Origin of the sequence: Acidianus infernus (assembly GCF_009729545.1) — an archaeon.
Classification (GTDB): Archaea; Thermoproteota; Thermoprotei_A; order Sulfolobales; family Sulfolobaceae; genus Acidianus; species Acidianus infernus.
Map to the genome: position 1 here is coordinate 571,598 of NZ_WFIY01000004.1, position 21,450 is coordinate 593,047.

General features: G+C 32.4%; 25 protein-coding genes. 13 read left to right on the forward strand and 12 right to left on the reverse strand.

Annotated elements, in window-relative coordinates:
* Positions 1 to 4: 4 nt before the first annotated feature.
* Both D1867_RS03405 and sul7d read right to left on the reverse strand, forming a co-directional pair.
* On the reverse strand, positions 5 to 1,651 hold the full coding sequence (locus D1867_RS03405; protein ID WP_155862812.1) for a S9 family peptidase: 1,647 nt from the start codon (positions 1,649 to 1,651) through the stop codon (positions 5 to 7).
* A 47-nt stretch (positions 1,652 to 1,698) separates the two neighbouring features.
* Positions 1,699 to 1,881: a Sul7d family chromatin protein gene (gene sul7d, locus D1867_RS03410; protein ID WP_013775761.1), complete on the reverse strand. Its 183-nt coding sequence runs from the start codon at positions 1,879 to 1,881 to the stop codon at positions 1,699 to 1,701.
* A 184-nt stretch (positions 1,882 to 2,065) separates the two neighbouring features.
* Here sul7d and D1867_RS03415 point away from each other — a divergent pair, with 184 nt between their 5' ends.
* The 3 genes from D1867_RS03415 to D1867_RS03425 are packed head-to-tail and all read left to right on the forward strand — an operon-like array spanning position 2,066 to position 5,239.
* Positions 2,066 to 3,625 (forward strand): APC family permease, encoded by a 1,560-nt coding sequence (locus tag D1867_RS03415; protein WP_155862813.1) that lies wholly within the window; start codon positions 2,066 to 2,068, stop codon positions 3,623 to 3,625.
* A gap of 33 nt (positions 3,626 to 3,658) precedes the next feature.
* Positions 3,659 to 4,219, forward strand: coding sequence for a DUF1404 domain-containing protein (locus tag D1867_RS03420; protein WP_155862814.1), 561 nt, complete (start codon positions 3,659 to 3,661; stop codon positions 4,217 to 4,219).
* Positions 4,220 to 4,255: 36 nt separating this feature from the next.
* Positions 4,256 to 5,239: a hypothetical protein gene (locus D1867_RS03425; protein WP_155862815.1), complete on the forward strand. Its 984-nt coding sequence runs from the start codon at positions 4,256 to 4,258 to the stop codon at positions 5,237 to 5,239.
* Between the two features lies 1 nt (position 5,240).
* Here the strand turns inward: D1867_RS03425 and D1867_RS03430 are convergent, their stop codons facing one another.
* Positions 5,241 to 5,867: a hypothetical protein gene (locus tag D1867_RS03430; RefSeq protein WP_155862816.1), complete on the reverse strand. Its 627-nt coding sequence runs from the start codon at positions 5,865 to 5,867 to the stop codon at positions 5,241 to 5,243.
* A 162-nt stretch (positions 5,868 to 6,029) separates the two neighbouring features.
* On the opposite strand from D1867_RS03430, the gene D1867_RS03435 reads away from it, so the two are divergent.
* Positions 6,030 to 6,230 (forward strand): hypothetical protein, encoded by a 201-nt coding sequence (locus D1867_RS03435; protein WP_240872156.1) that lies wholly within the window; start codon positions 6,030 to 6,032, stop codon positions 6,228 to 6,230.
* A complete protein-coding gene (locus tag D1867_RS03440) occupies positions 6,227 to 7,816 on the forward strand; it encodes a sodium:solute symporter family protein (protein WP_155862818.1) in 1,590 nt (529 codons plus the stop codon). The genes D1867_RS03435 and D1867_RS03440 overlap by 4 nt, the downstream gene beginning before the upstream one ends.
* A gap of 18 nt (positions 7,817 to 7,834) precedes the next feature.
* Here D1867_RS03440 and D1867_RS03445 read toward each other — a convergent pair whose 3' ends face one another.
* The 3 genes from D1867_RS03445 to D1867_RS03455 all read right to left on the reverse strand — a co-directional run bounded on the left by D1867_RS03445 (position 7,835) and on the right by D1867_RS03455 (position 10,053).
* Positions 7,835 to 8,227, reverse strand: a complete 393-nt coding sequence (locus D1867_RS03445) for a helix-turn-helix domain-containing protein (RefSeq protein WP_155862819.1) — start codon at positions 8,225 to 8,227, stop codon at positions 7,835 to 7,837.
* Positions 8,228 to 8,262: 35 nt separating this feature from the next.
* Complete coding sequence (locus D1867_RS03450; RefSeq protein ID WP_155862820.1) at positions 8,263 to 9,315, reverse strand: DEAD/DEAH box helicase; 1,053 nt, start codon at positions 9,313 to 9,315, stop codon at positions 8,263 to 8,265.
* 63 nt (positions 9,316 to 9,378) lie between these two features.
* Positions 9,379 to 10,053 carry a hypothetical protein gene (locus D1867_RS03455; RefSeq protein ID WP_155862821.1) on the reverse strand — a complete coding sequence of 225 codons (675 nt, stop codon included), beginning with the start codon at positions 10,051 to 10,053 and terminating at the stop codon, positions 9,379 to 9,381.
* A gap of 65 nt (positions 10,054 to 10,118) precedes the next feature.
* Between D1867_RS03455 and D1867_RS03460 the strand changes: the two genes are divergently transcribed.
* From D1867_RS03460 to D1867_RS03480, 5 genes are all read left to right on the forward strand, one after another.
* The gene (locus D1867_RS03460; RefSeq protein ID WP_155862822.1) at positions 10,119 to 11,063 is read left to right on the forward strand and encodes a PP-loop family protein; all 945 of its coding nucleotides are present in this window, start codon (positions 10,119 to 10,121) and stop codon (positions 11,061 to 11,063) included.
* A gap of 7 nt (positions 11,064 to 11,070) precedes the next feature.
* Positions 11,071 to 11,493, forward strand: a complete 423-nt coding sequence (gene priX / locus D1867_RS03465) for a DNA primase noncatalytic subunit PriX (RefSeq protein WP_155862823.1) — start codon at positions 11,071 to 11,073, stop codon at positions 11,491 to 11,493.
* Positions 11,494 to 11,538: 45 nt separating this feature from the next.
* Positions 11,539 to 11,775 (forward strand): hypothetical protein, encoded by a 237-nt coding sequence (locus D1867_RS03470; protein ID WP_155862824.1) that lies wholly within the window; start codon positions 11,539 to 11,541, stop codon positions 11,773 to 11,775.
* A gap of 78 nt (positions 11,776 to 11,853) precedes the next feature.
* On the forward strand, positions 11,854 to 12,234 hold the full coding sequence (locus D1867_RS03475; RefSeq protein WP_155862825.1) for a hypothetical protein: 381 nt from the start codon (positions 11,854 to 11,856) through the stop codon (positions 12,232 to 12,234).
* Positions 12,235 to 12,285: 51 nt separating this feature from the next.
* Positions 12,286 to 13,308 (forward strand): metallopeptidase TldD-related protein, encoded by a 1,023-nt coding sequence (locus D1867_RS03480; protein ID WP_155862826.1) that lies wholly within the window; start codon positions 12,286 to 12,288, stop codon positions 13,306 to 13,308.
* 132 nt (positions 13,309 to 13,440) lie between these two features.
* On the opposite strand, the gene D1867_RS03485 is transcribed toward D1867_RS03480, so the two are convergent.
* Genes D1867_RS03485 through D1867_RS03495 form a run of 3 tightly spaced genes read right to left on the reverse strand, consistent with a single transcriptional unit; the run spans position 13,441 to position 14,682 of the window.
* Complete coding sequence (locus D1867_RS03485; protein ID WP_155862827.1) at positions 13,441 to 14,016, reverse strand: XdhC family protein; 576 nt, start codon at positions 14,014 to 14,016, stop codon at positions 13,441 to 13,443.
* 33 nt (positions 14,017 to 14,049) lie between these two features.
* Positions 14,050 to 14,364, reverse strand: coding sequence for a hypothetical protein (locus tag D1867_RS03490; protein WP_155862828.1), 315 nt, complete (start codon positions 14,362 to 14,364; stop codon positions 14,050 to 14,052).
* A 45-nt stretch (positions 14,365 to 14,409) separates the two neighbouring features.
* Positions 14,410 to 14,682, reverse strand: coding sequence for a hypothetical protein (locus D1867_RS03495; protein ID WP_155862829.1), 273 nt, complete (start codon positions 14,680 to 14,682; stop codon positions 14,410 to 14,412).
* A gap of 38 nt (positions 14,683 to 14,720) precedes the next feature.
* On the opposite strand from D1867_RS03495, the gene D1867_RS03500 reads away from it, so the two are divergent.
* The gene (locus D1867_RS03500) at positions 14,721 to 15,635 is read left to right on the forward strand and encodes a glycosyltransferase family A protein (RefSeq protein ID WP_155862830.1); all 915 of its coding nucleotides are present in this window, start codon (positions 14,721 to 14,723) and stop codon (positions 15,633 to 15,635) included.
* Here D1867_RS03500 and D1867_RS03505 read toward each other — a convergent pair.
* Positions 15,606 to 17,411 (reverse strand): glycoside hydrolase family 15 protein, encoded by a 1,806-nt coding sequence (locus D1867_RS03505; RefSeq protein WP_155862831.1) that lies wholly within the window; start codon positions 17,409 to 17,411, stop codon positions 15,606 to 15,608. The two genes, D1867_RS03500 and D1867_RS03505, sit on opposite strands and share 30 nt — an antisense overlap.
* A gap of 82 nt (positions 17,412 to 17,493) precedes the next feature.
* On the opposite strand from D1867_RS03505, the gene D1867_RS03510 reads away from it, so the two are divergent.
* Positions 17,494 to 18,417, forward strand: coding sequence for a mechanosensitive ion channel family protein (locus D1867_RS03510; protein ID WP_155862832.1), 924 nt, complete (start codon positions 17,494 to 17,496; stop codon positions 18,415 to 18,417).
* Here D1867_RS03510 and D1867_RS03515 read toward each other — a convergent pair.
* Positions 18,403 to 19,167, reverse strand: coding sequence for a hypothetical protein (locus D1867_RS03515; RefSeq protein WP_155862833.1), 765 nt, complete (start codon positions 19,165 to 19,167; stop codon positions 18,403 to 18,405). The two genes, D1867_RS03510 and D1867_RS03515, sit on opposite strands and share 15 nt — an antisense overlap.
* A gap of 130 nt (positions 19,168 to 19,297) precedes the next feature.
* Here D1867_RS03515 and D1867_RS03520 point away from each other — a divergent pair, with 130 nt between their 5' ends.
* Entirely contained in the window at positions 19,298 to 20,512 is a 1,215-nt protein-coding gene (locus D1867_RS03520; protein WP_155862834.1) for a hypothetical protein, read from the forward strand.
* Between the two features lie 346 nt (positions 20,513 to 20,858).
* On the opposite strand, the gene D1867_RS03525 is transcribed toward D1867_RS03520, so the two are convergent.
* Complete coding sequence (locus D1867_RS03525) at positions 20,859 to 21,443, reverse strand: FAD-dependent oxidoreductase (RefSeq protein WP_155862835.1); 585 nt, start codon at positions 21,441 to 21,443, stop codon at positions 20,859 to 20,861.
* Between the last annotated feature and the right edge of the window lie 7 nt (positions 21,444 to 21,450).

Sequence of the window (21,450 nt, forward strand, 5' to 3'; positions counted from 1 at the left end):
ATCATCATTTACAATGCCTTTCTATAAATTCTACAACTCTCTTTATAGAATCCACGTAATTTTCTATTTTCGAGAATCCGTGTCCTTCATCTTCGTATATTTTATATTCCACTTCTATATTTCTTTCCTTTAATTTTTCTATAACTTGTCTAGTCTCTTCCGCAGGACATCTAGGATCATTTTCTCCTGCTAATATTAATAGAGGAGACTTAATATTATCTATGAAGAATATAGGAGACCTATCTCTAAGCAAGTTTTCATCGTTACCCATTTTCATTTCATCGTACTGCTGAAGAACTTCTCTCTCAAATTTCTTTTCAGTAAACCAGTTTACAAAAGGAACTACAGCGGCAGCAGAACACCACATGTCAGGATATTTGGTAACTGCCATCATTGTTAAATATCCTCCATAACTTGCACCCGTTACGGCTAATTTCTTAACGCCAAGTAATTTAGCAGAGTTTATTACATCTTTTAAATCTCCTCCTCCAAGATCTTTATCGTTAAGGTGATTAAACCTCCTCCCATAACCTGTAGAACCTCTGTAATTAGGACAAATAACCTTGAAACCCCTATCGACTAAGAACTGTATTTCAGGGTTAAAGGAGTTAGTACATTCCCAATCAGGACCGCCATGAATGTAAACCACTCCTTTATCTTCTCCTCCTTTTTCGTAAAGTAACGCGTTAATCTCTATTCCACCTTCACTCTCATATTTTACCACTTTAGGTTTTACAAAATCTCCTTTAATATCGTCCATAGAGTTTGTAAGCCTTTCTATTTTTCCTGTCAATATATTGACTCTATATAAATCAAAATGCCTATTATAAGTAGAACCTATATAATAAACATAATCTTGATCCGGAGTTAAATACGAATTGAATCCTTCTGTGACTAGTTCATTTCCTTTATGAATTTTTATCTTAAAGTCGCCATATACATCTTCAGTGTAAATTATCTTATTGGCTATGTGAACTACTTCGTGCTTCTCATGTTCACTTTTTATAACTTCACTTATCTCTCCTTTTCCTATATTAAAATTATATATATCAAAATAGTTATCTTTATTAGATATGAAAAGGAAATTATCTTCGTCTTTAAAACAATATAAGGAGACCGTCTCTTCAGAGTTAGGATAAGAAATCTTAGATATGACTTCTCCTCTATCTAAATCATAAACATAAAGATCGTTATTGTAAATTCCTTGAGAATATACTACTCTTTTCTTACTAGGCGATAAGCAATAACTTTCTACTGGATCATCTCCCTTGCTAACTTGGATTATATCCCCCTTGTCATATAAATATAAATGAAGAGTCTTCCCGTCTCTATTAGAAATAAAAAGGAATTTATCCTCGTTAATGAAGTAAGTTCCAAAATTATCATATTGATCCTTTAATAAGGGAAATACCTTATTTCTATCATAAATATAAATCTCTCTTTTTTCGCTTCCTCCTGGATCCCCTATAATTGCTAATTTTTTATCGGTTATCCATTCTACGTCTTCTGCATAAACATCTTCTAGTGGAACTTTGCCTTCGCCATGAATATACACCGAAGGTATTTTATCTCTCATTACATAACTTATTTTCCCATTATTTACATCAAAAGCGTAGACAGGCCTTAACTTAAAAAGATCTTGAAAATCCATAAAAAGAAATAACGAACTTAAAATAAAACTCTTTTTTATATTATCATTTATTTCAGTTTCTCTAGTAGTTCTTTTGGTGCGTCTTTTTCGCTAACTGCTCCCCTACCAGTCTTACCGTTGTCGTCGTAGGTAAACGATATCATTTTGCCAACTCTCCAAACCTTCTTTATCTTCGAAATATCTACTTCCTTCTCCTCTCCCTTATACTTGAACTTTACTTTAGTAGCCATATGCCTTCCTTTCCTTCGTTTAATATTAATATTACTAGTCATTTTTTAGTATTACATTATGTATTTTATAATGGCTATTACTTTTTACATTTAATTGATCAAGTAAATTATATGGTGATAAAACTTCTTTCATTTTACTTTTCTGAGTAAATTTTTTATATTATCTTTCGTAAGAGATAACTCGATGTCTAAAACAGTTTTTGTTAGAGAATCCTCGGGCCTTTTAAAGCAAGTTAGCCTTATAGACGCAATAATGTTAAACTTAGGAAATATGTCAGCCGGTGTAGCGTTATTTGAATCGATATCCCCATATCTTAATTCTTCTAGTAATCCCACGATAGGTGGGCCTGGAGGAATATTATGGTTAGCTTCTATAATAGGTTTCATCTTCGCAATACCGCAATTAATAGTTTATACAATAATGACTAGAAAAATATCTAGAACTGGTGGAGATTACGTTTGGATATCGAGATCTTTAAACGGACCACTAGGCGCAGTAATGGCTATTTCATTAATGATAGAGTCAGTAGCATATTTTGCCTTAGTGGCATTCTTTTCTGGTAGTAGCATAAATGCAGTACTATGTATTATAGGACATGCTGACAATAATCCAGGATTAATTAATTTAGCAAACACGATTTTCGTAAATCCATACGGAAGCCTTACATTACTCCAGAAAGTTATATTTTACGTCATTTCTGCATCATTTTTCATAACAGTAATTTTAATAAATATATTAAGAGCAAAATGGGGTTATTCAATAGTCACTATACTAGGAATATTTTCAATGCTTTCATTAGTTCTGGCAATGATTGTTATTGCATTAAATTCTTCTCATTTCACTAGCATAATTCCATTATTCTCTAATCTTGGAGTTAGTGTTCCTCCAGTTAAATATTCTGCTTTACCTAGTTCCATAAACCTTGATTATACTTTACTGCTTTTGCCAATTTTTGCATTATATACATATCCTTGGATGCAGGCAGGTCCTGCAGTGTCTGCAGAATTTAAACAAACAGAAAAAATAGCTAAGTTAAATCTAGTCTTAGCCCTGGGAATTACTGGATTATTAGTTACTCTAGCCTTCCTTGAAATGGATTTAGTTGCAGGTTATTGTTTCAATTATTATGCGTATGGATCTTTCATTTACAATTTCTGGACAGTGGCCATTGCCTTGGCTGGAAATCCTATTCTTCAATGGATTATAGGACTAGGAACTGTATTATGGAATTTCTACGTTTTAGCTTACGGTGTTATAGTGTTCTCTAGGTACATATTTGCATTATCTTTTGACCGAGTTTTACCAGAAAAGTTCTCTCAAGTAAATTCTAAGGGCTCTCCCGTTTACGCTCACTTACTAGATTTATCTATAATGCTAATATTACTTCTAATTCCAGTGTTCTCAACATCAGCAGCAACTTCATTATATGGAGCAACAATCCTGGGAGCGCTATATTTCCTTATAGCAAGCATAGCAGGGGCCATTTATGGAATTAAGAATAGAATTAAGAGCCTTGAGATAGCTGGAATAATCTCAGCTATCTACTTCGCATTCTTAACGTATGAAGCGGGAGTCAATCCGGTTTTTGGATTTACTAGTACAGTAGATGGCTTCCCATTAACAGAATTCTTTGTCGGCTTAACGATAACTATTGGCGTAATAACTTATGTAGCATCTTGGTATAAGCATAAGAAGGATGGCATAGATATTTCTATGAGCTTTAAAGAAATTCCTCCTGAATAAAATCTTTTTTCTTCTTAATCTTCTTTTATACTTATGCAGATTTTAAGGGATAAGCTTACAAAAAAGTCCTTGATATTCCCTGTCCTATCTTTAATAGTTGCCATGAATCCTGTAACTGAACTCTTAGAGCCAAGATATGAAGCATTATACATGGCTATGCATTATTTACTTTACATTGGCGGATTTGTTCTAGGATATATTGGATTTAGAGGGTCGAAAATATATTTAATTCCTGGCATAATAATTCCAGTATTTTGGCATATTCCCTACTTTTTCAATTTAGGTGGAGCATATTTGTGCTTAAGAATTGTTGAAGATCTCTCATTATATTTAGGCGGATTAGTAATGGGATCTACAATCCATGGTTTAAACAACGCAATTAAGGCAATACTGTTTGTGTTATGGATGATGGGAGATAGCGTGCTTTCAGTCATTTTAATAGTTGGTTGGCCTCCTTATTCTAATCAAGTTTATCCTTTCTCACCGTTCTCGATTTCAGAGGAATTTTGGACAGGACTCGTAATGTTTGGCATAATGACAGTAATCTTCATATATATTATCCTAGGTTTCATAAGGACAGTGTTCAAGATCTAGCTTAATTTTTTATAATTAAAACTCTACAAAATATCGATGTCTTTATTTAAGAAAGAAGAAAAGAAGATATTTCACATTGATAGACTTCCTGAAGAAATGAAAGTTGCAATTAAAACACTAATTGATTCATCGATTCCAGATGTAGCTAAAGCTTATGGTTTTGATTACCTTTATCCTAAACTCGGAGAGCCAATTTTCATACCTTATGGACGACTTGATGGTAAATATAAATCCACAATTGATGCCTTTGAAAAGATTTTAGAAGAAGTTGAAGAACTTAAAGATAATCTAAAGGAATATTCAAAGTGGTATGGTAATGTAAAACTTTTTGATCATTATAGATTTACATTTTATTCTTATGTTGATCCTAATGAAGGAATGAAAGTAGGAATAGGCGCAGATCCTTTATCTTTCCCTAATTCACTTTTTGACGTCCAAAGTTTATGTTCAGCACTTGATAAGGGAAAAAGTATAATTATCCTAAATCCTGCACTTTCAGGATATATAAGCTCTACATGCCTTTCTTCATTTAATATCAAATTTGTTGATACTATCTCAAAAAGAAAAGATGAGATAATAGATGCTTATACTTGGCTAAATGAGAGTTTTCACGAGAACTTTGATAAAGATAAGGTATATGACGTAGAGCTTGGTAGAGAATATATGGATAGGCTTTTTAACGTAATTTTAAGCGAAGTAAGAAATTATTCAATTGAATCCAAGGAAGGGGATATAGCAATTCTCCCCTTATTATCTTATGAGGAGTACGGAGAGAAGGAGTCTATAAAAAACATCTTACAAAATGATGAAAAATATAAAAAATATATAGAAGAAGGAAGATTGGATGAAATCTCCTTAATTCCAATACTTTTTAGCGGTTCTCTTAAGGAATTAAACGAAATTAAAGATAGGTATTCAAAAGTTATTGTAATTAGTGATAAAAAAATAAGGATAAAAATTGATGGAAATGTAAAACAAATAAATGATAAAATCCTAGTAATAGAAAACACAAAAAGTTAATCTAAGAGAATGTGGAAGAAATATAGCATATCCTAGTATAATCCTTAATGACCAGTTTCTCACATTCCATTCTTTTATATCCAATAAATTCTTTCATAGTATTTTGTAAGTTTCGATCTATATATACTACTTTATAAGCAGAAGCTGTAAACACAAAACTATCCTTTTTTACTACTATTAGCCTTGGATTCACATCTTGCAGCTTATCTACAATTTTCTCACAATCCTTACTCCCACTTATTTTAAATTCTTTAATTGCAACATCGCCAGCTGTTCCGTTTATGTCTAGTCCATCTACAAATATTGTTATAATTGCTCCAGTTCTAATTATAGTTGAAAATTCTATGGGTTCTATAGCTATTTTATACTTATTTATATAGTAAGACCATCTATTGTATTTCCTACCTCTAGTCTTATTTCTTATTAAATTTTCTAATGATATTGAATATATTATATCATAAGGTGTTGCAATAATCTTATCTTCATCTCTATAAATAGTATTATTACATTTCACTTTTGTTACTTCTCCATTGCATATATAAGAAAACTCGTCTAATGGCGGAATTACTAAATCTTCTGGTAATTCGATTTTTAACTCCAACTCATTATTTCTTCTTAATAGCCGCATTAATTTGCTCTTCTATTTTACATTAGAATGTTAGATTAAATTTTCCTAAGGATAAAGATACATGTATACTAACTTAATATTTACACTAAGATTTTTTTAAACTCATGTTTTTCTCTTTATAATTAAAATATATAGGTAAATTAGCCTTTGCATTTATTTGCAATGAAAAAAGGATTTTATCTCTCTCTAGGAATAGTTCTTTTACTAGACATTATAATTTACTCTCTCTATCCATTATTTAACAACGTTCAACCAACACTATTTGGTCTAACAGAGTTCTATTGGGTTCAAATAGTATTACTAATAGTAACTTCGCTACTATACTTTGCTGTAGGATATGTCTTTAGGGGTGAGAAGTCATGAACGTGAATTACCTAACGCTATCAGTATTTGTAATTCTCTTCGCAATCTTCTCATTTTTAGGATTTTATGGAGCTAGATGGAGAAAAGGAGACTTAAATAAATTAAGTGAGTGGGGATTAGGAGGTAGAAGACTAGGTACTCTACTAGTGTGGTTCTTATTAGGTGCAGATTTATTTACAGCTTATTCATTCATAGCTGTACCAGCAGGGATATTTGCCTCTGGTTCCTTGTACTTCTTTGCTATTCCATACGTAGCCTGGGGATTTGGTGTAGCGTTATTAACTATGCCTAGATTATGGAATGCCTCAAGAAACAAAGGTTATATAACTGCCGCAGATTTTGTTAAAGATAGATTCAATAGCAGAAGTTTAGCGATTATAGTAGCACTAACTGGAGTAGTTGCAGAATTACCATATATTGCACTGCAAATAGTAGGAATGGAAGCTGTATTAGCAGTTCTTTTAGCAGGACTAGGAATATCAAGTAAAATAGTTACTGAAATTTCGTTAATACTAGCGTTTATTATATTAGCAGCTTTTACTTTTGTAAGCGGGTTAAGAGGTGCTGCACTAACCGGAGTATTTAAAGATGCATTAATATGGATTACCGTGATAACTGTAATAGTTTTAGTTCCAATAGAAATAGGAGGATTTTCTAAAGCATTTTCTGATTTATCAACTAACTTCGCTGCTTATCATTTGGCTAAAGTTACTGGTAGTAAAGTTCCACCAGCAATGGAAACTCTTCCAATAAAATTAGCTCCAGCTTATTTCTCTTTAGCGTTAGGCAGTTCATTTGCTCTATATTTATATCCTCACGCAATTAACGGTTCTTTATCCTCTGAAAGCGAGAAGAAACTAGTATATAGCACGTCTTTCCTACCAATATACGGAATAGGTTTAGCATTAATATCATTATTCGGAATATTAGTTTATGCAGTTCCAGGAGCTCTAGGTCTTATTGCTAAAACTGGGAACGGTGCACTAGCAATACCTGCTTTAATAGCATGTACAATGCCGTGTTGGTTCGTAGGTTTAGCTTTCTTAGCAATATTCGTGGGTGGATTAGTTCCAGCATCAATAATGGCCATAGCAGTAGCAAACTTATTTGTAAGAAATGTAATAAAGGAGTTTAAACCGGATTTGCCTCCATATTCTGAGGCAAAACTAGCAAAGTGGACTTCTACAATATTTAAGTTCTTGGCATTAGGTTTCGTGTTTGTGGTACCTGCAACTTATGCAATACAGCTACAATTACTGGGTGGTATAATAATCTCTCAAACTTTACCTGCAGTATTCTTAGGGCTCTATACTGATAAACTCGAGCCTAAATCTCTAATAGCAGGTTGGACAGCTGGTATAATATCGGGCGTTGGATTAGAGTATTATGTAAACTTCATACAGTACCACTTTGGTGTATTTAAGACATCATTAATGACAACTCCTCTAGGACCTTTATTCATTGCAATATTTGCATTAGCAATTAACCTTGCAGTAACATTAATAGGAACTGCTATAGCATATTCCATGGGTTGGAGACCAAAGAGCAAAATAACACAGGAAGAAATAATAAAAACAACTCAATAATTATTTTTTATTATTTCTTCAAAAGTTCATAAAATCTATAAACATAAGATCTTGCAACATCATCATATCAATTAAAGACATTGCTAACATTAATGGTATTAAATCAGCGTATTCTTGAACTATTACTTGTGGGTCTTCTCCTTGTTGTATTGCTGTCATTAGTTTATTGGCCTTCTCTTCTAGTTCTTCCTTTGCCTTTTTAGCCTTTTCTAATCCTGTGGGCGTTAAAGAGTAAACTTTCTTTTTAAATATAAGGCCTTTCTCTTTCTCAAAAACTAGCCCTTCTTTTTCCATACCCTTTAATGTAAGCCCTACATTTTCTTCGTCTTCTCTTAAGCTATCAGCAATCTCACTGCTCGTTAATTCTCCTCTATCGTAAAGTAATGCAAGTATTTTATCCGCCAGATTCATATTTTCATATTTTCAAATGAAATTTATATTCCTTTCTACTGAACTTCCAGCTTCTTACCTTTTATTAAATCTTTTATCTTCAGAATTAATTGAGCGTCTCTCCTAGTGTAAAACGTTATTGCTATCCCTTTTCTTCCCATTCTTCCAGTTCTTCCTACTCTGTGAATATAAGTTTCGATATCTCTCGGAGTATCAAAATTTATTACTTTAGTAACATCTATTACATCAATTCCCCTTGAGGCTAAATCGGTTGAGAGAAGTACGTTAGTTTTGCCTCTTCTGAAAGAAGATAGATTCCTTAATCTAACTCTTTGTGGTAAGTCTCCGTGAAGTAAAGAAATTTCGAAATCGTCCCTTAGCTCCTCGTAAAGCTCTTCAACCTTCTTTTTTGTATTTACGAAAACAATAGTTTTCTCATTATCGTCTAACTCATCTTTTAATTTACTAATCTTATCTCTCCAACCTTTTACCTCGTAAAATAAATGTTCTATTTCTACAGGTTTAATATCATCAACTTTTAGAAATTCAATATTAGGAGAGAATTCCTTTACAAGACTTTCCACTTCTTCCGGAACTGTTGCTGAAAAGAATCCATACATATCTGGGTTGGCATTTTTTAGTATCATCTTAACGTCGTCAATAAAGCCCATATCAAACATTCTATCAACTTCATCAACTATTGCAACTGAAAAGCGTGAAAGATCTAAATGTCCTTTCCCCCATAAGTCTAATATCCTACCTGGAGTTCCTATTACTATATCTTTTTTGGCCTCTTTATCTTGTCCAGAGTAGGGAACACCACCAATAATAACTCCAATGCTCATTTTCTTATATTTACCTAGTTTTCTTGCCTCATCCGCTACTTGCTCAGCTAATTCTCTAGTAGGCGTTAACACTAAAGCTTGCTCTTCCTTCTCTAGAATGGGAATTAAATATGCAGCGGTTTTACCTGAGCCAGTCTTTGCTTGAGCTAAGACACTCTTTCCTTGTAACATTTGTGGTATTGCTAATTCTTGAACTTTAGTAGGGTTTACATAGTTTGCTTCTTGCAAAGCTTTTGTAAGCTCTTCACTAAGATTTTTAAACATAGCACATGCTTCTACTCCAGAGTTTAAAATATTATCTATTAAATTATATATTTCTACCAATCTTTAAAATTTAAAATTAGCTAGATAATTCAAATCTCCAGGAGACGATATCAGAACGGATTTTATTCCTACACTTTCCAGTTCGTAAAGTAGGTCACGCACCTTACTTCCTTCAAAGGAAGGCTGTGAAATATTAGATAATATTTCCTTATTCTTTTCAGTCTTCACTATTATATATGGTATTATTTTTGGAAAACTTTCTTCAAGCCCTTTTATAGATTCTACTCCATAAAAATGCAAGGCAAGGTAGAAATCTGCGTTAGATTCTAATCTGGCTAATATTTCAGTCCTGCTTTTTCTTAAACTTATCATCATTCCAGAACTAACACCGTAACCTTTTGCAATATTCACTGCCTCTTCTGAGGACAAATAACCTACTTCTTTACCTATTTTTGGTTTATCTCCTTTAGTAAATGCTATATTTAGATTAAAAGCCTTAGCAGTTAATGATAACGAATGTACGTAAAGCTCATTAACGTCAAGAAGCCTTTGGTTTATTATTATCCTCTTATGCTCGTACTTTTCTCTGATTAAAGCTGCTATGGAAGTTGGTTTAACTGATGGTAGACCTAATGGAGAATCTGGTATGTCAAACCCGTCAAAGGACGATAAATCTTGAATTTCTTTCTTTATTTTTTCAATTTTAGTCTTTGGATGAACTTCTGCAAGTAATTGCATGGTAATACCTTCGATCAGTGGATTAAAAGATTTGATTTTAATATATAATGAATATATTAAATCTTATGAGATGCAGTGAGTGTAAAGAAGAAGCAATAATTAAGATACCTTATGCTCACAAGTACCTTTGTAAAGAGCATTTTATACAATGGTTTGAAAATAGAGTCGAAAAAACTGTTAGAAAATACAATATGCTTGAGGGAACAAGAAAATTGGCAATTGCAGTATCTGGTGGGAAGGATAGTACTACATTACTTCACGTAATGACTAAGATAGCAGAAAAAGAAGGTATTGAAATCATTGGTATAACCATAGATTTAGGAATAGATATGGGTAAAAGATACTCAGTTAAAAGTGTAGAATACGCAATTAAGAACTACGAAATGTTAGGGGTCAAATATAGGATTGTAAAACTAAAGGAGGAATATGGATTTACCATAGATGAAGCTAAGGTAAAGATAAGGAGACCAGTATGTAGTACTTGCGGACTTACAAAAAGGTATATACTTGAAAAAGTTGCAAAGGAAGAAGGTGCAGACACTCTTGCTACCGGCCATAATCTTAATGATATTGCACAATACGTATTAACTGGATACTATAATGGTGATATATTAAGTTTAGCTAGGTTAAGGCCAGTATCCCCTGCCGAGAACGGTTATATAAAGAAAATTAAACCCCTATTTTTATCTCCTGAAAAGGAAATCATGACTTACGCATTAGTTAAAGGAATACCATTTATTTACGACTCATGCCCTCATACATTTAGAGTCGGCGGAGAAACTCAAGATAATATAAGGAGATCAATAGAAGAAATGGAAGATAAAATACCTGGCTTCATGATCTCATTAGTTACTAATTTTGAGGAAAAATTCAGACCATTAATGGAAGATATTCCTAAGGGAAGTTTAGGTAAGTGTAAGATCTGTGGAATGCCTACAAATAAGGACAGAGAAATTTGCTCATTTTGTGCTATTAGAATGAAATTAACAGAGGTGAAGGTAAATAGTTAAAATAATTTTGCATTATCCAGACGACACTCCCGCAGGATATGTTATATATCAAAATGGTACGTCAAAAGTCTATGACGAAGATGGAAATCTCTTATTTGAAGTTGAAGGAGTATTTCCTCCTATACCATCTAAGGTTAACTATAGCTGGATAGATACAATTCTAGAGAAAGGTCTTCCGGATGGTAGGAAGAGGTTTATATTATATGTTGCATCTAGATATCTTGTAAACGTTAAAAACTTAAATGAAGATGAGGCACTAGAAAAATTAAAGGAGTTCTATTACAAAACAGGCTCGGGGAAGATTTATGATACATGGATAAGATCTGTTATAAAAGGAGTAAAGACTAAAGGATTAAGACCTCCTTCTCTTAAGAAGCTTCAAGAAAAAGATCCCGAACTTTATGAAGAGATTAGAAGAGTCTTAGGTTAATTTTGTTTTAAAAAGATTTATTAGTTAATAGTAAAAGACTATCTTATGACCGAGGAAAAGCAAGAACAAGAAAGAAGACAAACAAAGAGATGGGATAGGTTCACATGGACAGTAGTAATAGGACCTTTAGCGTTCTTCTTTGTTCTGTCAATAGGTTTAGCATTATATCTAAATAATTTTGGGCCTTGGAGAGCAGTAGTTCCAGTAATAATAGGTTTTGCAATATTCTTCTTCATAATGGGCGTATTCTTAAGGAGCAAGTTTGGTAGACTTGCATTTTAACTTAACATCTGATTTGGGATAAATTAATTTTTTGATTCGGGTAAAAATATTTTTAGACTAATTCCATTTTTTATTGTGATGAACGGAACTACAGTAAAACAAAGCATGTTACAATGGGCAGGAATGTTATTGTCAACGCTATGGGCAGGAGTCCATTTAGATTTAGTAGACGCGAAACTACCTAATCCAACGGCTACATTAATCTATAGAGTTTTCTTCGGATTTGTAGCTTCATTGGCAATAGTGGCAGCAGTTGCTTTAATACAGGGCATTAAGAAGCTCTACTTGCCAATAACAATATTTTATGTTATAGACTTTGCATTACTTTTAGAGACTAGAACAGCACCAGCACTATTCGTAGGAAAGGTTTTGCCATTTAATCCTTACGTTGACATCTCGCTAATAATAGACGCAATAATGATAGTACTATCTCTAGCATTATGGAAAATAAGTAAGTAAAAGAAAAGACAGTAGGTAGTTTTTTCTAATTTAAGGTATTATTTTTTATTAATGCAAACTTATGAGCTAAAGGAAGAGATAGTACACTTTATATCTGGTTCTGGAATTTATAGGGAAACCAGAGAAATTAGAGTAAATAGATATTTGACTAGATCAGGCTGGGTCTTAAACAAAATTGAGGGGAAAGAAGAAGAGATTAAATCTCATGAGGAATGCATCTCTTATATCTCTCCTGCAGTAAAGGAGTGGGAGAACTTAGACGAAATATTGTCTAAGTTAACTGACGTTAATGTTACGGTAAAAAAGGTATATAGAAAAATAGATGAATGTGTAGAGGAAAAGATCCTAAATTATGTTGAATATAACGGAGTAAAATTTGCATATTCTGGAAAACCTTCAGACCTTAGGGCTGTAGCAGATTTCTTAAAAATGCAAAGCATCTCTATGAATGAAAGGATTTGGGGCTTAGAACGAATGAATGTAATTTTGGATCCAGAAGCTACTGCTCATTTATTCCATCAATTCATGAACTTTCTAAGAGGAGATAACCCAAGGATTAAACTAGGAGAAAGAATTTCAAGCGAAATAACTGTTTATGATGACCCTCTTAATGAAAATCTTATAGGTTTTTCTGTATTTGATGATGAAGGAGTTAGAACTCGAAAGAAAGAAATTATAGGAGACGGCATAGTCTTAGAATATCTAGGTACCTTAACAACTAAAAGTGGTAGTCCAGGCAACGCAAGGGGAGTTTTACCTCTTCCAGACTACTTTAACTTAATTGTAAAGCCAAAGGACTGGGGATTTCAAGAGTTAATTCAAGATACTAAAAATGGGTTATTGGTTTTAGGAGTTATAAGAAGTGAAATAGTAAAAAATAGCATAAGACTCTTCCCTAGAAACTCTATGCTAATAGGCTATGGCGGTGTAATAGTAAGAGAGATCGCAATACCTTTGCAAGAATTAACTACTATTGATGCAATTTCCAAAGAAGTTAAGAGCGTGTATATAGATGATTATCACGGTGGAATTGCCCCATTCATACGACTAAAAGCAAGACCTATTGTTTACTAATAAGCTAAATACCATTCATGAACACTCCTGAATTTCTAATTGTATTTCTCTTCATTAAGCGAGAATATAAATATACATGAAAATTATTCTAAATGTAAAAACTAGAATTATAGGACTGTAACTTTCTTCTAATTATAATCCATCAACTACTTTCTCGAATTCTTTAACTTTACTTAAAGGTAAACCACTAGTGCCTCTTTCCATTGCCAAGATTTCAGTAACTATACTTAATGCTATTTCTTTCTCAGTTTTAGCGCCTATATCTAATCCTGCAGGTATTCTTAATTTCTTTAGTTCTTCCTTTGAGATACCAGCCTTTATTAGTCTTCCTAGAATTACTTTTGCCCTTTTTATACTCATGACTACTTGTATTGCCTTAGCGCCAGCTAATATACTTTTCATTATTGCCCATGTGTCATAAACATGCTTAGTACTTATTACTACATAATTTCCTTTTATTAGTTCGTCTGGTACGCTGAAAACTTCTCCTTTTATTACCTCATCGGCTTCGTAATCGTTATCTTCAGCGAAAGGATCTATAACTATTACATAAAATCCTAGATCTTTTAGATACTTTACAACATAAGGTGCAATTCCTAAACTTCGGCCTATGCATTTGCTCGCATCAATTTTTACTGTATCTCTATCACAAATTACTGGCTCTTCCATTTGAGCTTCTTTAGAAGAAGTGAATATAACAATCTTCATGAGAAAAAGAATGGAAAATAAAAATATATATATTTAGATGAGCGATAAGAACGACCTTATTAAGTTTATTAATTTGTTAATCATTCTTTGAATTATAGATTTATAGAAAATTAATAATAAGTATCTTATATTGTAAACTAAAAGAATTCTTTTTGCAACTATTTCCTGTTCATCCAATATTTCCAAGAGTTTTGAGGAAAATGTAGATAACCTAATTTGTTTAATAAATGATATAAAATCTTTTACTATAGCCTTTATATTACTTCCAAAAGTTAAGGAGTTCGCATAATCTTCATATTTCTTTTTTAGCAAATTAACGTTGATAATGTCATCAAGACCAATATCCATGATTAGTATATTGTCAAGTATTATTTTAAAAAGGAATAGGCAATTTCATGACGTTACAGAAATTCTTACTTGATGACTTCTTGGAAACTCTATTTCGAAAAGCCTTTTTAATAATGTTTTTAATTCCTTAGAGCTAACAACATATGTAGTATTATTATAACCTTTCTCAGTTATTTCAAACTCATCTTCTTTTTTCCTCTTTATTTCTATCCATCTATCTCCTTTAAAACTCTCTACTCGTAATATTTTTCCCTGTTCCAGTTTCAAACATTGATTATAGACTATCTTATCAGACCCCTTGGCCGAGATCCATGGCATAAATCCTCTTTTTTAAAATCATATTAAAAAGTATATTCATGGTTCAAATTTTTATTCCTACTTTAGGAAGAGAATCTATTAAATACACATTAGATGCATTAAAAACACAAACATTTAGAGATTTCGAAATTATATTAATTTCTAGAAAGCAACTTAATATAAATGGAGTAAATAAAATAATTATACAGAAGGAAGGATACTTTGAAGAGGCAATAAATTTAGCCTTAGAAAACTTAAATCCTGACGACATTGCATTATTTATAGATGACGATGCAATACCTTCAAATAAATGGGTAGAAGAGCATCTAGAATTTCACGATAAGAATCCATTAATTTATATTGCTTCTGGTGAAGTCGTTGGAGAAAAATGGAAAAACTATCCCAATGCTCTCTTTAAAAAATATAAAAATACAAAATATATGATGCCTTATAATAATAGGTTTAATGAATATACAGGATTTCTTACAAAGGTTGGACTTAGTGTCGATAGAGACGATTTAGGATCTTACGACGTGGAGAAGTCGTTAGCAATTGCAGGAGTTAATATGAGTTTAAAAACCAATTTTTTCCTAGGTTATAAAATTCCTACCTTTACTTTAAGAGGAAGCTATAATGAAAGTATTTTGGCTCTTCATGGAATATATTTAGGAGGAGACTCAGCAACGTTTAAAGGCGCTAAAGTTTACCATAAAGGAAACGAATCTCTATCTAGAACTAAAGATCCTTATATAGATAAATATCTATGTTTAGAGAAGCATGTTTTTCCTTATGCCGTCAATACTATTTTCAAAATAGATACAAATCTCTTAGAGGAATTTATCTCACTACTAGAAGAAGGAATACCTAAACTTGGCTTATCACTTGCATTAAAGGGCATTATAAATAATTATACTTTTTTACAATTTAGGAAAGAATTACTTAGGTTATATGAACTTCGTGAAACCGTTCTTTAAATAGTAATAAGTCCTTACTAACTCTGCATGAGACCATACTAAAGGAGATACGGAAGGATAATTCCCAGATGGAGTAATTTGTTCTGGTATAATTCCAGTAGGCAAGGAGTTTTTCAGAACCCAATTTAAATACTCTGTAGCTTTTTCAATATTACCTTCTGCTATGTGTTGTTGAGCAACCCATAATGTTGTTATAAACCATGGATTAGGCTTATCGCTTTCCTTCAAGTACCAATCTCCCTCATACCTTACAATACCGCCATTAACAGTAAGCTTTGCCTCTACAACTTTTCTATTACTTATTACTCTGGGATCCATAGGGTCATATACGAGCATTGCCCCTAGGACAGTGCTTGCATCAACAGTCTTATCAAAGCCCTTATCTCCTAGCATTCTTGCAAAATGGTCTCCTTGATAAAAAGTATCTAAGCCTTTTCTTACTAATTGCGCGGCCGAGAAATATTTATCCTTATATTCCTCATCTCCAAAAAATTCTGCAAATTTTGATGCTGAAACTAAACCAGCATATACTGCTGCCGATGTAAAGAAATGAACTCCTCTTCTTTCTTCCCATAAATCGTAAGAAGGTAGAGGCAAACCCGTTTTCTCATCAATATATGTAGATAGAAAGTCTGCTGCAGATTTTACCATAGGTCTGTATAAATCCTTTATGAAATCTACATCCCAGAATTTTCTAAAATGTATCCATAGAGCGTAAATTAATAGTGCAGTTTCATCTTCCTGAATAGGTACATAGCCGGTTGTCCAAGGATGCCAAGTTGAACCCCAGAATCCATCTACAGTGTATTTTTGAAATAAGAAGCCATTAAATAATAAATTCTTGGAAAAAGTGAAGAATTTCCTAGAGAAGTCCTGATAACCTAGTAATGTTAGCGCTATGCTTGCAAAGGCTGCATCCCTATGCCAAACATAATTATAAGTATCCTTATTAAATCTCATTATATCAGTATCTAGCGATGCTGGGATAGCGCCGTTTTCTTGCCAGTTTGCTACAATAGTTAAAAGGCTCCTCCTTACAACCTTATCGTAATCTTTAGCTTTTATTAACCATGCTCTCCAGAATTTTTCTGTTCTATCTATTAATTCTCTAGGACTCTTACTCTGTACGTAGTCATTTTTCTTTCTTACATCACCGTAATTATAACCTGCAATAAGCCAGCAATAAAATGTTGTACCAGTATTTATCTTAAAACTTATTGCAGAATCTACTGCTCCTTGGGCAATAGGATTGTTAGAAAGTTCTCCATCTTCACAATCCTTCCAAGTACCTTGATAACCCATTACTTCTTTATAACCTGTTGCGTACTGATAAGTAGGAATATCACAAGTGAATAAAAACCATCTATCGCGTTTATAATGAATAATACCATCCGTTGCCGGGTCATAAAGAGCGGTATCTCCGTATTCTGTACCATAAATATGATAATCCCACGCAAAAAAGACCTTAACTTCTTTATTTCCTTCTATTGTAACTTCTCTTGATAAAATTTCATAAGCCATATCTACAGCATCTTTTATTTTAATCTTTATACCTTCAACTGATGCCTTAACTTTTGACGATAAGGTATCTTCTTCATATTCTATCTCAGGATGTAGATCGTGAAGCCAATAAAATCTATTATTTACCCAAATTCCTATTCTTCCCATATGCAAATGATTATCTGTACTTAAAGGATAATACAATTCTCTCAATAAGTAATTTTGATCAGCTAAAATAGTAAGTCTACCGTTACCAAGAATAATACTCCTTGTCATAATTGATTTAATAGCTTAATCTAACTTATATATCTCTGCTCAGGGAATCTGCGTTTATAAAGGATGAGTTATAGAGAATAATATGAAACGGTTCAGCGAAAGACAATTAATAGGATTAATACTAACAGTTATAATTTCAGCTGTAGTTATAGGTCTTGCTATATTTACATTGGCTAATCTAAAAGTAATTCCAGCAAACTATACGCTTTATTTTTATGCAACAATATGGTTCGTAGGAGCTGTATTAATTGCATACCTAATTTCTGAAATAGTTAAAAATAGGTTAGGAAATTTTATTGGAGCAAGTAATGCTACAAGTATAGCTTTTATAACAAGATTATTAGGCTATATTATAGCGTTCATTGGATTCTTCCTATTAGTTCATGTAAGTATAGGTGCTGCATTAGCTGCAGGAGGGTTTGCTGGACTAGTTTTAGGCTTAGCTTCACAAACAGTTTTATCTAACATCTTTGGAGGAATAATGTTACTTTTTTCAAGGCCTTACAAGGTCGGAGATAGAATAACCATATCAACCTGGCAATACGGATTAATAGCTCCAACATACCCTCCTAAATTTTTCTCTAACGATTTTCTTATCCCAGGTTACACTGGAGTAGTAACTGACATCTCACTACTTTATACTACAATTTATACTGATGATAAAGTACCAGTAAAAATACCAAATAGTATCATGGTACAAGCAGCAATATTTATACACAATTCCGAGGAAGTAAGAAAAATAAGGTCAAAGTATGAAGTATCGAAGGATTTAGACCCAGAGACCGTAATTAAAGAATTAAAGCCTAAAATAGAAAGAATTGAGGGAGTTCTTGAGGTAGATATAAAAGTGTTAGAAACTACATTTACTACCTATATTTTAGGAATAGATACCTTAGCCAAATCAATATTTGAAGAGCCTATTAGAGATCAAGTACTTAGAATTACTATGAAAACTATTAAAGAGTTACAGATAGGTAACGGGCAAAAACAATTAGCTAAAAGTTAATCTAATATCGTGAATAGGCATTTCATAAATTACCATTTTAACTTTTTCGTTTCTAACTTTAAATAATTCTGCTAAAGCTTCTGCATTATTATACAACTTATCATTATACTTTAATTCTGATCCGATCATACCATTATAGTTAAAATATCCAGTGAAATCCAATGAATCACTCTTAATCATTATAACTCCAGTAGTTTTAGGTAATTCCCTTAATTTTATTAATGCTTCGTTGAGTTCTAGCGTTTCATCATAAATTTTTCTCATTACAATAAATTTAGTTAAGGAAGAATTAATGAATGGAATAATGTGACCTTTCACTAAATGCTCATCAAACTTGCCATAATTTTTAGAGAAAAAATCAAAGAATCCTTTTCTCTGAATAAACTCACATCCTATGTTAATTTTTGTTCCGTCTGTTCTTTCTTTAAGTTGAAAGTTTAGTTTAATCTCAATTTTCTCGTCATTAGTTTTAAGATAGTATTCTATGTAATTAGGTAGAACATTTGGGCCTATAAATTCCCCTTGATAAACAATAACCTTACCTTTTTCGTCTTGTAAGACCAAAGCTGATAAGAATTTATTATCAGCTTCTTTTACCTCAGATGGTGGGAAATAGTTATTTTTAACCTTATCGTAAACTTTTAGAAGAGTAACATGACCTAAGATCCCTGAAATATAATATGGATTAGACAATACTGTATTAATATATGTTTTACCAATAGGAACTGTTACTTCTTCGGTATATTGCATACAAATTACTTTTAGTTTGATAAATATAAACTTATTATTGTAAATACTGTTTTATCTTATTAAAAACATTACTATGACAAAAATAAAAACAAGAAAAGGCTTAATTTTATCTTTTAGATAATTGGATTCCATGAAAGCTTATGATATAATAAGCTATTTACTTGAACATGCTGAAAACGGATCAATAGCAGCTTTAACTACTGAGGACAATATTCCTATTCTACTAACTAAAAACGATGAGTATTCTTTTACTGCATATATATGCACGCAAGATGGAGAAGTAAAGACAATTAAAAAAATATTTGATAAAACAACTTTTCATAGAGCAATACTAGATTTTATAGACGAAGCAGAGGAATATATAGGTAAGGAAATTACTGACGTAAAAATTTCCGATGTAGCATTATTTACAAATTGTATTCCTAAGAGAGAGGAGAGAAAACCCAGAGAGAAAAAAGATAACTTGTCTGATATGATAGGCGAATTAAGAAAGGTTTCAGAACCTTTTTACGTGGTGCCTTTACTATCTAACCAAGGAAAACTTATAGCTTATGTTCCAGAAATAGGTGCAACAAACTACTTTAATTTCATGGTTAATAACGTAAGTATAGTTAACGGAAAAATAGAACCAGCTAGCCCAGATTTAAAATTACTTTATTTAGTATTATTTACAAACAAATTAGACCCGCACAATGGAAATCCGCTAACTACCTTAGATAATATAACGTTCTTTACTGCCGTGTTTATAGATAATGGTGATAAAGGAAAGGGAGAATTTGAAGGAAAGAGCGTCAATAAAAGAGTAGGAAAATTCTTTTTATCAACGTATAAAGGAGGACTAAGAACTGAGGAATTAGAATTTTTCGATTTAAGCAGTCTAAATAAAGGGAGACTTTATGCTGGCTTATTTGTAAAAAAAGATGAAAAAATACTGAGAATAGGAGGAATTAGCCTAGTAGATTTTCATAATTCTGGAAAATTGGAAATTAATGAGTATCTATTTGCATCCTTCTCACAATCTGCCAGAAATGGGATTTTAGATTTTTCGAATTATGACAAGTTATTCTCTAATTTTCTTAATTTAGCAATATCTAAGAGCGACGCAAGAAGCTTATTAAAAGATGTTATAGAAATCCATTCCATGATGACTGATATGCCTTTTACTTTACAAAATGCTAATAATAAGATAAGCATAGTAGATCCAATTTCTTTCTGGTATTATTCCATAAAAGGAGAAGATATTAGAGAATGTAATGATTGCCCGCTTAAAGATAAGGTTAATTTGAGAAAAGAAATATTTAATACTCTTAGGAGAAGAGGATGGCTAAACGCTTTTTTCATATGATGATTGATCATGCTACTGATTAATGACGAATACGCCAGCGTCTGATTTAAATATTACCAGAAGTTGATAGTAATCATGATGATGACTTTGCCGAGTTTTGAACAATGAAATAAAACAGTGGTCTGATTTACAAAAATGGGATTAAGGAATCGAAAAGGGGATGGATAACCCAAGAAAGTTTTTAGTGACTCCCCAGCTCAATGGGACTGTGAGAGGGGCAACCGCATCTCCTTTCTTTAAGGGACTAGATGAATGAAAGTCCCTCAAACGGTTCTCTGGGCTCGAATCGATGGTGGGAACTATGAACCACTTGGAAAGGAATCCTTCTAGGGCGGGAGGAAGTCAGTTAATATCCACTAAATGGCTCTACAACTATTTTACCAGGTTTTATTCCATTATCTACTGCAATTTTGGTAGATACTTTTGTAAATTCTGGTTCTCCACTTATGTAAAACATGGCATCTTGATTTTCCTTAAATATTTTATCACTTATCTGTTCTATTTTCATTATATCGCCAAGATCTTCTTTAAATAAAATTACTCCATCCTCGTCCGGTTGATAATATATAGTAACATTTTGAGAATTTTTAAGCAAGTATAGAGCCATAGATCTAACTGGAGTTATCCCAATACCCTTAGTTACAAATACATGTTTAGGAGAGTCTTTTATGACAAATTCGTCTTGATACGGACCTTCTATTTTTACTTCGTCTCCTTCTTTTAGCATCAATAATTTTTGTTTAAATGGAGAATTTCTAATATTTGTAGCTATCATTGTAAAATTTTCCCATGGTGCACTTGCTATTGAAAATGTACGCCTATCATTATCAATAATGACGTCAATAGTATTTCCTGGGTTAAATTGTAACTTGGTATCAAATTTTACAACTAACTTATTCCCTATTTTGGATTTACTCAGAATTTTTGTCATAGCTATT